We start from the raw sequence: 14,241 nt of genomic DNA, 5'->3' as shown, positions 1-14,241 counted from the left end.
CTCTTAAAAGTCAACAGTGATTGATCCCATTACCGTTCTTGGTGAGCCTTGAGCGAAAGTGCTATAAGACGCTACACCAGACCAATAACGTTCATTTAAAATATTGTTGATATTTAACCTTAAAGTGACAGGGGTATTAGACACCGTTGTTTTGTAAGCAGAACCGACATCAACAGTTGTCCATGAAGGAATTGAATGCGTATTTTCTTTGTTTACGTATTGGCGAGTGTGATAATTAACATTGCCATTGATACTTAAACCAGAAACTGAGGGAATATCATATTCTGCACCAATATTCGCTACCCACGGTGATACACCTATTGGTTCATGACCTTTATTTTGTCCTGATGCAGTTTTAGTCAGCTCAGCTTGAATATAAGTAACTCCTCCCGTTAAACGAAGAGATTCAAAAGGTTTACCTGATATGCTCAGTTCTATCCCCCTATTTCTTTGTTCATCATTTGCTGAATAAATCATACTGTGAGGATCTAATGACCCACTTGGTTTACTAATTTGGAATAGGCTTAATGTTGTTATTGCGGAAGGTCGTTCATATTTCACACCTAACTCGTACTGTTTTGAACGAAATGGTTTCATCATTTCGCCACTGTTTTTTGCATTGGCTGGTGCTGCACTGCCTTTACTTAGCCCTTCTACATAATTTGCATATAGAGAAATATCTTCTGTAGGTTTAAATAATACTCCGATGAGAGGTGTTATTGCGGACTCATCATAACGCGTTGAAAGCTGGCCTGAAGTAAAGTTATCAGACTGTACTTTTTGATAGCGAACTCCTGGAGTCACCATAAAATCATCATTAAAGAAACCAATAGTATCGACGAAGGAGATTCCTGACAGTGTATTTTCAGAGCGCTTAGTTATTTCAGGGTAAGTCGGGATCTGTTTATCAATATAAGTAGGGTTAAATAGATTGGTTATATAAGGTGTCCCTGCTGTAGTACCGACATTATAGCGATCAAAATATTGATTCCATTGTAATGCGAGTTGGTGTGATATATCCCCTGTCATGAATTCGCTTTTAACCCCAGTCCCCATTGAATAGCGTTGAGTTTTGCTTTGAAAATTCATGATATAGGTTGATATATCACCTTGGTCGTTAAGAATGGTATAGGTTTGTTCACTAACTCGATCAATACGGGTATGTGCTCCGCCTATGTCCATAAATAGAGAAGTATTACTTAATATGTCATATTCCATATGCAGTAGTGCGGAATCATCATTAGATTTCCACCATGTCCAAGGGCTGGCTAAATTAGTTTTTCCATTTGGGGCAGAAGGAACAATGCCATCAGCACCTAAATAAAAAGGCCGGTTACTCGCATTCATGTTTTGGTTTTGAGTAATTAAATCTAAGGACGCGCGAAAACGTTCATTAGAGTAATCTAAGGCAATTGCACCAACACCTAGCCTACGTTTTTGATGGTCTACGGGGGTATCACCATTGGTGTAGCTACCGTTAATACGGATACCAAAATATTGGTTATTCCCTAGGTCATAGAGGCGTCCTACATCCAGTTTGCCGCCTAATTGTGAATCACTGAGGTACTGAGCGGTTAATTGCGTAATAGGCTGGGCACTTGCACGCTTAGTCACGACGTTGATAACGCCACCGACACCTCCTTCAGGAGACATACCGTATAGCAGTGAAGCTGGCCCTTTTAAGATATCAACACGCTCTGCATAATCAGTTAACAGCTGAAAATTAGGAGATACACCATAAATTCCATTTAATGCAAACTCGCCGATATTACCTTCAGTAATCGGAAATCCTCGAATATATAAAGAATCAAGAAGCCCACCTTTTGAGCTACTAATCTGTATTGAGGTATCATGGGATAAAATATCTGAAATTTGCTGTGCTTGTTGTGACTGCATATAGGTAGAATTGTAATTCGAGATATTAAATGGAATATCCATAATATCTTTATCACCTAATAACCCAGCTTGCATTGTTCGAGATGAAAAATTATTAGGTTGTTGGTTATTATTACTTTTTGTGGTTACAAAGAGACTATCTTTATTTTTAGGCTCGTTAGTTTGAGCATGTGCAGTTATTGTACTGGATAGCCCTATAACAACATATAACCACGTAGAATATATGTTTATATTTTTAGCTGTGTATTTGCTTTTTTTCATTATTGGTTTATTTTTCATATTTAAATATCATTCAATTAATTTTTAATAAAATGAAGGGAACAGCGTTATAATCGCCTTCTTATTTTATGGAGTGCTAATTATTTCGGGGAATAACCGAAAAGGATTGGTTAACCCATGTTGTATTCGATAATTAGTATATTGTTGAATATGCATACTAAGTAGCGAACGCGTTTGCCAAGGCGCATTCATAAATATTTGATATTCATGCTGCCATAAATTGGCATCAATTCGAGGTTGGAGTTGTTTAAAAATATCATGGACAATGGTTTTTAATTCTCCCCAGAGTTGATGATTGGTCAATCGATAATATCGGGTTAGATGCACGGCTAATTCATGTAAATGACTGACTAAACAAGCATCGATTAAAAACGTTCTAACTGGCTCTATATCTTCTTCAAAAACAGTCGGTAAGATACCAGGCCAGCGATAAGCTTGTAGCTGATAATCTCGTTGGTTCAATAGCGGTAAAAAAGTTCGTCCATCACCATAATCGCGTATTAAAAACTTTTCAGGAATGCCTTGGGCAGTGAAAAGTACTTGCGTATTTTGCTGGTGGGCTTCCAGAGCCACCCCATAAAGTAAAAACAGTGAAATACAAGGCTCTAAAATCACAGTTGCATAATGGTTAAACCATTGTCTAGGTGTTAAACTTGATTTTTCAATCAGTTCAGTAAATATTGGCCGAGGCTGATAGGGTAAATCAGTAAACAGAGTTGCTACAGTTATGGGCAGTAAATGATCGTTGTTTTCATAAACCTCGGCGCAACGAAATACGACTGAAAGAAAGCGGCCTGCGGCATCATCTTGCTCGATCGCATGGCGGTAATAAATTCCCATATCTTCACGCAGAGACTGGATTTTTCCATTGAAACCATGTTCGTGATTTAAAATATCGTCAATGAGCTGACTGATCCTAGGCCCCATATGAATAGATTTCGCTTGTAAGCTACGCATTTCGCTAGTCATCCAAACGGCGATGGGTAGCTTGATAAATGCGCGATTAGCCGCATCTGTTGGTAGCATTGTTCGAAATGACATAGTAGGTTTTGTTTCTAACTGAGGGCCATCAATCAATAGAATCTCATCTTCAATTAGTGAAGCTGCTTGTTGTTTTACCCAATGATTTAAATGCCATTCATGAACGGGAAGGGGTAGCCATTGTTGCGGATCTTTCCCTTGTTGGCTGAGCCATTTAACCCATTGCTGAGCGACGATAGGGAATTGTTGAAGGAACCACTCGTGAATATTTGACACATGCGGTAGTGATTCAACATAGGCCATATCTCGGCGAAGAGCCATAATTGTTAAATTGACGGTTGCATTAAATTCAGGAGAGTAAGCGGCGACATCTTGAAAACTCATGTTTGGTCTACTTTTCCATGTCGGATAATAAGGATGACCTTCTAATGACCCCCATTGATCAAGAAACAAAGCTGCATTACGTACACTATATTGTTCAGCAACCCAATCAGTGAAGTAGCGGATATTGCCTTCTTCCATTTGAGAGTTAATCTGTGTTAACCATTTGGTACGATAGTTGCGTGCGTTAATATCATTATTGATACTATTTTTAATATCTGATTTTAATTTATTTATATTATTATGATTAAATTTTATATCTAATTCATCGACTAACTTATCCAGAAGATAATCTGTCGTTTGAATAATTTCTTTTTGATTGTTTTTATTAATTAAATAAATATCCCCATAATTAAAGAATGTATCTGCCGGGTAGATTTCCATATTATTAAAAAGGATTTTATCAGGAGCGTTCTTGAGTTTGTAAATATATCCGCAATGATCTGTATCCCAATAAATTCGTTTTTTATCAATGAGGTTCTCAGCAAATAAACAATGAATAAAGCGTCTAAGACTATTATTATTCGAGTGTTTTTCATTAATGCTAAAAGCTGCTTTATTTATAGGGTTATTTATCATAATCAGCCTCTTAAGCTGTGAAAATGAATCAATTAACGTCATATATAATCTATATTCATTAACGAGAGAATATAGATAAGAATACTTGAAAGAAGATTCTAATAACGTTAGCATTACAAAAAAAAATAGTAAATGATAATTATTCTTTTTTTTATTCTCAGATGTGAGCGAAAGGAAATAAATATGCTATTCAAATAATTAACAAGAAAGGTACAACCATGGCTGATTATGCAACGGTTTATTTATTTGTTCCCGGTGATCATCCTCAATTCTTTGATAAAGCTTGTATTAGTGGTTCAAATGTATTGATTTTAGACCTAGAAGATTCAGTTCATCCTTTACATAAACCTATAGCTAGACAAGAAATTGCAAGCTGGCTAATAAATTATCAACAGAATGGGCAATCACCCAAAATAGCGATTCGAATTAACCAACCAGATAGTGTTGAATATCAAAAAGATATTGATTGGATAACCAATAATCATTTATTACCTTATTTGTCTTATCTTGTTATACCTAAAGTTGAATCTGCAATCATGGTTAATAAAGTGAGAACACATCTGCTTTCTCACTTATTTGCCGATAAAGATTGCCCCATCATCGCGATTATTGAAACGGCATGGGGGCTACATCGTATACATGAGATTGCGAGTTCAGGGGTTTACCGTTTGGCATTTGGTTCGTTAGATTTCTCATTAGATATGCAGTGTGACATGTCACGAGAATCGTTGTTATTTGCAAGAACACAGGTAGTGCTTGCTTCACGCTTAGCGGGGCTTTTATCTCCCATTGATTGTGTAACACCGGATATTGATGAGTTATCAGTACTTGAGGCCGAATGCTTACATGGTAAAGCTTTAGGTTTCACTGCTAAATTAGCAATCCATCCGGCTCAAGTTCCAATAATCAAACAGTCGTTTGATATAAGCGAGCAGCAGGTCGCTTGGTCTAAAGCTGTGTTACATAAAGCTCAAGACCAATATGCATTTAAAGTCGATGGGAAAATGGTCGATTTACCGCTAATTTTGCAAGCAAAACGATGGTTAGATGGATGATGGGAACTCAAGTTATCACTGTTATCTTTTAATTTTTTAATGGGATTACTTAACCTAAGAAACGTGACATATCACGGAACATTTCTTGCCATTCGTTATCATCAATATCCATTAACCCAAAGTAGCGCAGTATAAAAGCACCTTCGGTGGCAAGAAACATTAAACGAGCGCGTTTCCCTTGATCTGTTGACGTGTCTAGGTTACGTAAACGATCTCGATACCAAGTTCGTGTACTTTCTAAGTATTCAGGTGTTTGTAATAATGAAGCCATTAATGCGGCTCCTTTTGCAATGGCGGTTTTATCGTGCTCGTATGTTGCGAGTCGATGGGCATTGATACGGTTTTCAGGGGAGTCATCTTTTTCAATTTCACGGTTAAATATTTGATCATAGGAGTAGCTCCAGCGATCAAACATAGCGTCGATTAAAGCTTCTTTGTTTCCAAAACAATATTGAACTCCACCTTTAGAAATTCCCATTGATTTTGCAACAGCATCAATAGTCAGAGCCGCAGCACCTTGTTTAATGACAATGTCTTCAGCAGCATCAAGTACTTTATCGCGATCAATCGTTCGTTGACGTCCCATTTAAAAAAACCTCTTTTCAATACATACGTATGGATTTATATTGTAGCACGATCATTAATGAATAGTGATTAAATAAACGTGTAGAGATTATTTTATGCTAGCAGATTACAAACGCTGGATTATTTTACTTCTAGTTTCAAGTGTACTTTTCCTCATCGTTATCGATGTCACTGTGTTATATACCGCTTTACCTCGATTAACACATGATTTAGGAGCAACATCTTCCGAAAAATTATGGATCATGAATGCTTATCCATTGATTGTGGCTGGGTTATTGCCTGCTGCGGGTATGTTAAGTGATCGTATTGGTCATAAGACCATGTTTTTGATGGGATTACCCCTATTTGCACTTGCATCACTTTGTGCTGCATTTTCGCCTACAGCCACGAGTTTGATTTTATCACGTGGTTTTTTGGCTGTTGGGGCTGCAATGAGTATGCCTGCCACATTATCGATCGTTAGACATGTTTTTCTAGAGCCAAAAGAACGTGCGTTAGCAATTGGTATTTGGTCTGCGGTTGCTTCCGGTGGAGCCGCAATAGGGCCTTTAGTTGGAGGGATCTTGCTTAACCATTTCTGGTGGGGATCGGTTTTTTTAATTAATGTGCCTGTTGTATTACTTGTATTACCTTTTGCGTGTTTTCTCATTCCTAAATGTGGTGGTGAAGGTTCGCAAAAAATTGATTATATGGGTTCTGGTTTGGTGCTGATTGGCTTGATAGGAGCTATTTATGCTTTAAAAGAACTCGGTAAACCTTATACAAACTGGTGGGAATTTGTTATTGCAGCGGTAATTGGTGGCGTATTTTTGACAATATTTACCCGTAGACAAATGGGTTCTCAATCGCCAATGATTGATTTTAAATTATTTGCTAACCCACGTTTTAGCGCTGGCGTTATTATGGCCATATTATCAATGGTGATTATTGTTGGTATTGAATTGCTGTTAAGCCAAAGACTGCAACTCGTGATGGGGTATACCCCCCTTCAAGCCGCGATGTATATCATTCCTATTCCATTGGCATCGGTATTAGCCGGTCCTTTAGCAGGTATGTTTTTACATAAAATAGGTGAAAGATATCTCACTATTTTTGGTTTTGTTTGTACATTGATTGGGGTGATCGGCCTTACATATGTATATCAAAGCTCAACTGGAGCCATATTATTAGCATTCTTATTTTTTATTGGCTTTGGGCTAGGAGTTGCGTTCACCACAGCATCAACCACTGTTATGTTAAATGCTCCAGATAGTAAAGCAGGTATGGCTGCATCTATTGAAGAGGTTGCTTATGAAATCGGTAGTGTTCTAGGTGTGACCTTCATGGGAGGGCTGATGAGTGCCATTTATACTATGAAACTATCGTTACCTGATGACGTTATTGTTGATACAAAAGCTTATGACAGTATTGATGAAGCATTTATCGTTACAGAAAGCTTGCCTAGTGATAGTGCTAATGTATTAATCACGCAGGCTAATATTGCTTTTGACCAAGCATTCACGGGGGTCATGATATCAACGTTGGTTATTTTGATACTAAGCACATTATTACTTCCTTTATTTTTCAGAAAAAATTAAATTTGATATAAACCGTGTGCTAACCTTTAGCATACGGTTATTCTTTTTTATTAACGTATAATAAATTAGATTGTTTATTTAAAATGAATTGACGTAATAATATATAATCTATTTAAACCTGATATACCATTAGTGTGTCTAAATTTAATGCAATTAAAAAATAATAGTGAAATTGTTGATTATGATAACAGAGTACAAGAAATGAAAACCACTCAAAGGCTATGTAATCCTCTTTTCTTACTCAAACAAGAGGGGTAAGCATTTATCATGGTGATTAAATAAGTACTAGTTTAACCACCATGATATACACATCATATTTTGAGTGTATTTAACAATTATCTATTTCACTTTTCTAATTAAGAATATGCCAAGGAATGGGCAGATAGCGAATAGTGAAAATAGCCAAACAGACGCTTGTTGTGCCCCTTCTACGCCTCCTGGATTAATGAGACCAGTATTGTTAACAACCACACCAACGAGGGCCGCGGACAGCGCGGTTGCATATAATTGAACGGTAATAACAGAAGAGGATGCAAGGTTTTCCTCGCCTTTAGGGGCGGCATTGAAAACTCTTAGGACAAGGTGTGGCCAGCAAATACCAATACCTAGTCCGACTCCCATCATCGCTATTAAGTAAATAATGAACAGTGCGATTGAATGCACGAGTTGTAAGTTAGGTGTCAATATTGCGAGAACAACTAATGACATAAATATGATGACCGGACCCGCTCTTAATATCTTTAGTACTATTGAGCCAGTTTTGTTTGCACTGAATAAAGCACCGATTGTCCAACCTGCTGCCATAATCGCTGTCAGGTAGCCAGCAGATAGTGGAGAAAAATGATGAATAGTTTGTAGAAAATATGGGACATAGATTTCGGTTGTCATTCCTCCAACTAGCAAACTCATGGTCAGATAAATGATACCAAGTGCACTTTTCAGTGAATATGAGCCTGTTGGCAGTAGGCGTTTACCATTTTTGCCATCAATGAGTGCGATAGTGACTAAGATACCAATACCGACCAATAGACCAATAGTATTTGATAAGAGATCACTAGAGAGACTGCCTATGGATATAGTTAACACGGAGGCAACTAATAATATAATGGCTAGTAAAGGTAGCTTATTGGCTTGTTGTGCATGGTTGTTTTTTCTTGGTAGTTGGTTTATCACTATTAATGCGAGCAGGATCGCAACGGGTAGCAATGACCAAAATGCCCAACGCCAATGGCCGCCCTGAGCAAATATTCCTCCAATCGCAGGGCCACAAAGAGTTGCTATACCCCACATACCTGAAACAATCCCCATTGCTCTTGACCAAAGGTTTTCAGGGAAAACGACGCGGATCAAAGCATAACTTAATGCGAATAGTATTCCTCCTCCTAGACCTTGAAATGCTCGGCCTACTAATAGAGATAGCATTGAGGGAGATGCTGCACACCAAATAGATCCTAATGAGAATAATAATAGCGCGATCAAATAAGCAAATTTAGGCCCTAAGTTATTGAGTATTTTACTCGATAAGGCAGAGCCAACAATTGACGTCGCCACAAATATGGTGGTATTCCAGGCATAGTATTCGAGCCCTCCAATATCATTGACGACACTGGGTAAAATAGTCGTAACTATATAGATATTAATGGCATGGAGTGCGACACCGCCAGTAAGGGCTATCGTTAATAGTGCGTTAGTTCCCCGAAGTAAATCAGCCCATTTGGCTTGAGTTATGGTTGATGGATCATTGCTCATAGCGAGACCTGCTAGACGAAAGGGTTAAAAAAACGTTAATATCCAAGTATTGACTTGGATATTAGAGTGACACAATGATTAATGCAAGTAATTACTTTGATAATTTAAACCTTAGCCAAGCGGTAGATAAGGTGCTGTTTTGTATTAAAACTAAAGGCCCTATATCAACCGCAGTGATAGCAAAAGATCTCAATATGACTGGTGAAGCTGCTCGCCAGCACATTCAAAAATTGTCTGCACTAGGCTTGGTTGAAGGTGTTCAGTGTACTTCACAGTTAGGTGCGGGAAGACCTAGACAAAATTGGGTATTAACTGAATTAGGCCATCAACGTTTTCCTGACACTCATGCTCAATTGACTTTGCAATTAATTGATTCTGTAAAAAATATTTTTGGTGGTGAAGGTTTAGAAAAATTGATCACCCAGCGCGAGAAAGAGATGAAAGATAAATACCTCTCTCGGTGTGGGGGATTATCTTTTGTTGAAAAATTACGAATGTTAGCCGATGTTCGTAGCGAAGAAGGGTATATGGCTAGAGTTGAACAAGATGGCAATAGTTGGCTGTTTATTGAAAATCATTGTCCTATCTGTGCAGCAGCAACAGCCTGTCAAAATTTTTGTCGTTCAGAATTAAAATTATTTCAAGAGGTTATGGGAAAAGACGTCACTATTGAAAGAGAACAGTATTTACTAGATGGTGCGGGTCGTTGTGTTTATCGAGTCCAAAAGATTGGATAACTGAAACTATTAAACCACCTAGAATAAAGATCATGAATAATAAATCACATACTAGATACATTATTCATGATTATATCATAAAATAATAACTCATTTTATTAGTAATTAATTGTTTTTATAATTGATTCATATTGCCTTTAATAATAAATTTATTTCTATTATCTTTATTAAAGGTGTTTATATGAAATGTATTATTTTATGTGGTGGTAAAGGTATGAGAATGGGAGGTGATGTGTCTCCATTACCCAAACCATTAGTGAAAGTAAAAGATGAAAGCCTAATATTACATATAATAAAAATATATTTAAAGTATGGTGTGAATGATTTTATTCTCCCTCTAGGCTATAAGGGTGATTTGATTAAAGAATATTTTGTTAATTTAAAATGGAAAATTAATGATTTTAAATTAACAATGAAAAATAATGTAATTGAGATTTATAATGATAATCTTGATTTTAATATTCATTTTATCGATACAGGGTTAAACTCACAAACAGGGTATAGAATAAACCAGTGTAGAAAATTAGTTAATAATGAGGATTTTTTACTGACTTACAGTGATGGATTAAGTGATATAAGTATTGATAAGTTGATAAATCATCATAAAAAAGAAAATAAAATAGTTACAGTTACTGGAGTTAATAGAGAAAGCCAATTTGGTGTTTTAGACGTTGAAAATAAATTGGTTACGTCATTTAAAGAGAAAGAAAAGAGTGAAGAGATTATTAATGGTGGTTTCTTTTGTTGTAAGTTTGATGTTTTTAATTATTTAACTGACTCTAAAGATTGTATTTTTGAAGACTTACCGTTAAAAAAACTAGCAAAAGATAATCAACTATCTGTTTATCATCATAAAGGTTTTTGGAAATGTATTGATACACAGAAAGATTTATCGGATATTAATAACTTATCGAAATCTTTATGGGAACGATAATCGTTACAGGTAGTTCTGGTTTTATTGGTGGAAACCTAATTAACTTTTTAAATAAAAAAAACATTGAAACTGTTGGAATATCTAGGAGGGAATCTCCATATAATACAAATAGTTTTAACATTAAGTATATGGATTTAACAGTAGATGAAAATATAGATTTATTATACGAAATAAAAAATGTGTCTGCCTTAATTCATTGTGCTGGAGAGTCTACAAACGATAGTAATTGTCTTAATACTCTTTATTTTAATATTAAATCAACATCATTACTATTAAAATATGCAATAGAAAATAATATATCTAAATTTATTTACTTATCAAGCAAAAAGGTTTTAGTTGATGAGCTTTATTTTGATGCATATTCTTTAAGTAAGCGAATTTGTGAGGACATGATCCGCTATTGTAATCATAAATATAGTAAGAACTATCATTCCTTAAGGTTATGCAACATATATGGAAGAGATAAGATTATAACTAGAATAATACCATTTATAATGGAGTGTATAATAAGTAATAAAGCGATCAAAACTAAATCATCATTATTAGAAGAAATTGAGTTTTGTTCTGTTGATGAGGTAGTTAATACTATCTATCTTATCTTAATAGGTGAATTTAAATCTAGTGATGTGATGAGTATTAAATATGAATTTAAAATTTCAATATTAGAATTGAAAAATATTTTATTAAAATTAGTGTCTATCATTGATAATGATTCTAATTTAGAGGGGTTATCAGCGGTTGAGTATAAATTATTTCCAATAGTTGAGTTCTATTATTATTTATTTAAAAATAAGGATTTTTAAATGGAGAGGTTTTGGGAGAATAAAACCGTTTTAATTACTGGTGCTAATGGCTTTAAAGGAAGTTGGTTGTCTATTTGGTTAAGTAATTTAGGTGTTAAAGTTGTAGGTTTAAGTAAACATGTCGATTGTACAAGCAATATTTTTGATAACATAAATAATAATATTTTAAATTTTTATGGAGATATCAATGATGATAAGTTAATAAACTTTATTTTAAGTGAAAGTAACCCTGATGTTATTATTCATATGGCGGCTCAGCCTTTAGTTTTGGCATCCTATTTAGATCCTCATGAAACAATGAAAACGAATGTGTTAGGTACAAACTGTTTGTTAAAGGAATTGTATGAACTTAAAAAGCAAGGTTTGAAGACAAAAGTTTTCTTGAACGTTACAACAGATAAAGTTTATAAAAATAAAGAATGGATATGGGGTTATAGGGAAACCGACCAATTAGGAGGGTTAGATCCGTATTCATGCAGTAAAGCTTGTTCTGAAATGGTAACCGAGATGTATGCAAGATCTTTTTTTAAAGATCTTGATATCAGCTTTTCAACAGTTAGAGCTGGGAATGTTGTTGGGGGAGGAGATTGGTCAGAAAATAGATTAATACCTGATTGTATCAAGTCATTTGTTAGTGATTGTGATATATCCATTAGGTTTCCTAATAGTATTCGACCTTGGCAACATGTTATTGAACCATTAGCTGGATATATGCTTTTAGCAGAATCAATGTATAAAACAACGATTAAATTTGATAGTTGGAATTTTGGAACAAATCAATCCGTTACTGTAAAAGAGGTTGTTGATATTTTATTTAGTTTATGGAAGAAAAATGACCTTAAAGCCAAAGTATCGCCATCACTTATCAATGAAAGTAATTTATTGAAATTAGATAGTCATAAGTCTGCTTATCATCTAGGTTGGAGTAATGTTTTCACTATTAATGAAGTGATGAGATATACCGTTGAATGGTATGAAGCATATTTTTATAAAAATCAAAAAAGTGAAAGTATAACCTTGGAACAATTAAGATTATTTTCTAGTAAATTCAATAAAGAATCATTAATTATAAATTAAAGGAGCACTTATGAATAATTGGGCAATAATTTCATCAAAAATGAGAGTTTACCAAGCCCTTGTTTTAATCGATTCAATAATAAAGAATGGTGATAAATCAAATATTTATGTTTTATCTATGGATGATGAATCCTATGAGATAATTTCTTCTTTTACTCAGAGCTATGCCAATGTTTTTATCTTAAAAGAAGAGAATATTATTAATGATAATATTCGTGATCTTAAAAATACGCGCCATTATTTTTCATATTGTTGGACATTGAAATCGATATTTTGTATGTTCATACTCGATTTAATAAATGAACATGATTGTGTTACATACACAGATTCAGATCTCTTTTTTATGGGTAATGCTTCCAGTTATTTATCTTCAAAAGATTATTCTGTGTTTTTTACTTTTGAAGAGCAGTTTTTACCTAAAAACAAACACGATAAAAAGAAAGAATATAATAATATAAAAAGTATAGTAGGTGATTTTAATAGTGGTTTCATTAGTTTTAAAAAAGATGCTAAAGGTAAACAGATTTTATCTTGGTGGCAAAATAAATGTATTGAAAGTTGTGATGTCAATGATGTGACGTTTGGCGATCAAAAGTATTTGAATGAAGTACCTTCACTATTCTATAATGTATTTTATGAACCATCAACAGTGATAAACATAGGTCCTTGGAATGTATTAAAAAGAGAGTGGAAACGTAGAAATAATGATGTTTTTTTTGGTGAAAATAAAGCGCTGGTTTATCATTTCTCAGGATTTAAAATAAAAAATCCAGATACCATTTTTTTTTAGGTGGAATAAAAGTTCACGAAAGTGATTACTTTTCAAATAATGAATCTAGCCGTTTAGTATATAATATATACAATAAGTTGATTGTCGATAAAGTTAATCAAGTATCTAGTGCTTTTCCATTTTTTTATGGGTATACAGATAGCGATAACAATGATTGGTCTGGTTATTTAGAAAAGAATAATATTCTTGGTATATCTATGAAATAAACTAAATCTCATTTTATGATTTATATAAGTTGTTAATTGTTAGTGTTTTGTAGATATATTTCTTTTATTTTTTTTGTGGTTGATCCACCATGCATAAAAGCAACCAGATAATGCACCTGCGATATGTGATTCAGTTGAAATATATTCATGTACAGGTAATAGCCCTGCGGCCATTGCACCAAAGTAAAACAATACGATGATTGCAATGGCTATATCAGATATTTGGCGGCGAAAAAAACCTTGTGCAATAAGCAGTCCCCAAAGGCCAAAAATCCAACCACTGGCTCCTACATGCACCGCATAGCGGCCTACTAGCCAGACAGCTAAACCACTAGTCATAATAATAAACATAGAGGCGTATATATAATCACGGATTCGGCCATGAAGGAGTAATGCGCTTAAAACCAGTAAAGGTGGGAGGTTACTCAGTAAATGGCCCCAACTACCGTGGATAAAGGGGGCAAACACAATGCCGATTAACCCATCGAAACGTCTGGGTATGATCCCAAAATGCGTTAATGCACCTGTTAGGCTATTAATAATTTGGATTAAAATTAATAGCCCCGACAGAATAACCAATAATTTAATACGTTGGCTTAACCATGGTTTCAT

The 14,241-nt window shown here is 34.9% G+C and carries 12 protein-coding genes; 7 read left to right on the top strand and 5 right to left on the bottom strand.

What is annotated here, in order from left to right; translation table 11 throughout:
• Positions 1 to 3 precede the first annotated feature (3 nt).
• Together M1E96_RS00135 and M1E96_RS00130 are read right to left on the bottom strand one after the other, a co-directional pair.
• On the bottom strand, positions 4 to 2,175 hold the full coding sequence (locus tag M1E96_RS00135; protein WP_272580842.1) for a TonB-dependent siderophore receptor: 2,172 nt from the start codon (positions 2,173 to 2,175) through the stop codon (positions 4 to 6).
• Positions 2,176 to 2,241: 66 nt separating this feature from the next.
• Positions 2,242 to 4,116 (bottom strand): IucA/IucC family siderophore biosynthesis protein, encoded by a 1,875-nt coding sequence (locus M1E96_RS00130; protein ID WP_272580841.1) that lies wholly within the window; start codon positions 4,114 to 4,116, stop codon positions 2,242 to 2,244.
• Positions 4,117 to 4,334: 218 nt separating this feature from the next.
• On the opposite strand from M1E96_RS00130, the gene M1E96_RS00125 reads away from it, so the two are divergent.
• Complete coding sequence (locus M1E96_RS00125) at positions 4,335 to 5,171, top strand: CoA ester lyase (protein WP_369427319.1); 837 nt, start codon at positions 4,335 to 4,337, stop codon at positions 5,169 to 5,171.
• Between the two features lie 49 nt (positions 5,172 to 5,220).
• Here the strand turns inward: M1E96_RS00125 and M1E96_RS00120 are convergent, their stop codons facing one another.
• Positions 5,221 to 5,757, bottom strand: a complete 537-nt coding sequence (locus tag M1E96_RS00120; RefSeq protein ID WP_140187318.1) for a TetR/AcrR family transcriptional regulator — start codon at positions 5,755 to 5,757, stop codon at positions 5,221 to 5,223.
• Between the two features lie 94 nt (positions 5,758 to 5,851).
• Between M1E96_RS00120 and M1E96_RS00115 the strand changes: the two genes are divergently transcribed.
• Positions 5,852 to 7,333, top strand: coding sequence for an MFS transporter (locus M1E96_RS00115; RefSeq protein WP_369427318.1), 1,482 nt, complete (start codon positions 5,852 to 5,854; stop codon positions 7,331 to 7,333).
• 339 nt (positions 7,334 to 7,672) lie between these two features.
• Here M1E96_RS00115 and M1E96_RS00110 read toward each other — a convergent pair whose 3' ends face one another.
• Positions 7,673 to 9,082 carry an MFS transporter gene (locus M1E96_RS00110; RefSeq protein ID WP_272580838.1) on the bottom strand — a complete coding sequence of 470 codons (1,410 nt, stop codon included), beginning with the start codon at positions 9,080 to 9,082 and terminating at the stop codon, positions 7,673 to 7,675.
• 74 nt (positions 9,083 to 9,156) lie between these two features.
• Here M1E96_RS00110 and M1E96_RS00105 point away from each other — a divergent pair, with 74 nt between their 5' ends.
• From M1E96_RS00105 to M1E96_RS00085, 5 genes are all read left to right on the top strand, one after another.
• The gene (locus M1E96_RS00105) at positions 9,157 to 9,819 is read left to right on the top strand and encodes a metalloregulator ArsR/SmtB family transcription factor (protein ID WP_272580837.1); all 663 of its coding nucleotides are present in this window, start codon (positions 9,157 to 9,159) and stop codon (positions 9,817 to 9,819) included.
• 181 nt (positions 9,820 to 10,000) lie between these two features.
• Positions 10,001 to 10,753, top strand: a complete 753-nt coding sequence (locus tag M1E96_RS00100; protein ID WP_272580836.1) for a sugar phosphate nucleotidyltransferase — start codon at positions 10,001 to 10,003, stop codon at positions 10,751 to 10,753.
• Positions 10,741 to 11,556, top strand: coding sequence for an NAD-dependent epimerase/dehydratase family protein (locus tag M1E96_RS00095; RefSeq protein ID WP_272580835.1), 816 nt, complete (start codon positions 10,741 to 10,743; stop codon positions 11,554 to 11,556). The genes M1E96_RS00100 and M1E96_RS00095 overlap by 13 nt, the downstream gene beginning before the upstream one ends.
• On the top strand, positions 11,557 to 12,633 hold the full coding sequence (rfbG, locus tag M1E96_RS00090) for a CDP-glucose 4,6-dehydratase (RefSeq protein WP_272580834.1): 1,077 nt from the start codon (positions 11,557 to 11,559) through the stop codon (positions 12,631 to 12,633).
• Positions 12,634 to 12,643: 10 nt separating this feature from the next.
• Positions 12,644 to 13,423 carry a hypothetical protein gene (locus tag M1E96_RS00085; RefSeq protein ID WP_369427317.1) on the top strand — a complete coding sequence of 260 codons (780 nt, stop codon included), beginning with the start codon at positions 12,644 to 12,646 and terminating at the stop codon, positions 13,421 to 13,423.
• A 245-nt stretch (positions 13,424 to 13,668) separates the two neighbouring features.
• Here the strand turns inward: M1E96_RS00085 and M1E96_RS00080 are convergent, their stop codons facing one another.
• On the bottom strand, positions 13,669 to 14,241 hold the full coding sequence (locus M1E96_RS00080) for a rhomboid family intramembrane serine protease (RefSeq protein ID WP_272580832.1): 573 nt from the start codon (positions 14,239 to 14,241) through the stop codon (positions 13,669 to 13,671).

The sequence above is a fragment of the Providencia sp. PROV236 genome (assembly GCF_033676985.1).
Lineage (GTDB): Bacteria > Pseudomonadota > Gammaproteobacteria > Enterobacterales > Enterobacteriaceae > Providencia > Providencia manganoxydans.
Note: the sequence above shows the minus strand (reverse complement) of the source record. Positions and strands in the feature narration are given on the sequence as shown.

Bases quoted from the DNA above. Each gene is read 5' to 3' on its own strand.
- M1E96_RS00105 (WP_272580837.1), top strand. From the start codon at position 9,157: ATGATTAATGCAAGTAATTACTTTGATAATTTAAACCTTAGCCAAGCG.
- rfbG (WP_272580834.1), top strand. From the start codon at position 11,557: ATGGAGAGGTTTTGGGAGAATAAAACCGTTTTAATTACTGGTGCTAAT.
- M1E96_RS00080 (WP_272580832.1), bottom strand. From the start codon at position 14,241: ATGAAACCATGGTTAAGCCAACGTATTAAATTATTGGTTATTCTGTCG.
- M1E96_RS00125 (WP_369427319.1), top strand. From the start codon at position 4,335: ATGGCTGATTATGCAACGGTTTATTTATTTGTTCCCGGTGATCATCCT.
- M1E96_RS00085 (WP_369427317.1), top strand. From the start codon at position 12,644: ATGAATAATTGGGCAATAATTTCATCAAAAATGAGAGTTTACCAAGCC.
- M1E96_RS00095 (WP_272580835.1), top strand. From the start codon at position 10,741: ATGGGAACGATAATCGTTACAGGTAGTTCTGGTTTTATTGGTGGAAAC.
- M1E96_RS00120 (WP_140187318.1), bottom strand. From the start codon at position 5,757: ATGGGACGTCAACGAACGATTGATCGCGATAAAGTACTTGATGCTGCT.
- M1E96_RS00130 (WP_272580841.1), bottom strand. From the start codon at position 4,116: ATGATAAATAACCCTATAAATAAAGCAGCTTTTAGCATTAATGAAAAA.
- M1E96_RS00135 (WP_272580842.1), bottom strand. From the start codon at position 2,175: ATGAAAAATAAACCAATAATGAAAAAAAGCAAATACACAGCTAAAAAT.
- M1E96_RS00110 (WP_272580838.1), bottom strand. From the start codon at position 9,082: ATGAGCAATGATCCATCAACCATAACTCAAGCCAAATGGGCTGATTTA.
- M1E96_RS00115 (WP_369427318.1), top strand. From the start codon at position 5,852: ATGCTAGCAGATTACAAACGCTGGATTATTTTACTTCTAGTTTCAAGT.
- M1E96_RS00100 (WP_272580836.1), top strand. From the start codon at position 10,001: ATGAAATGTATTATTTTATGTGGTGGTAAAGGTATGAGAATGGGAGGT.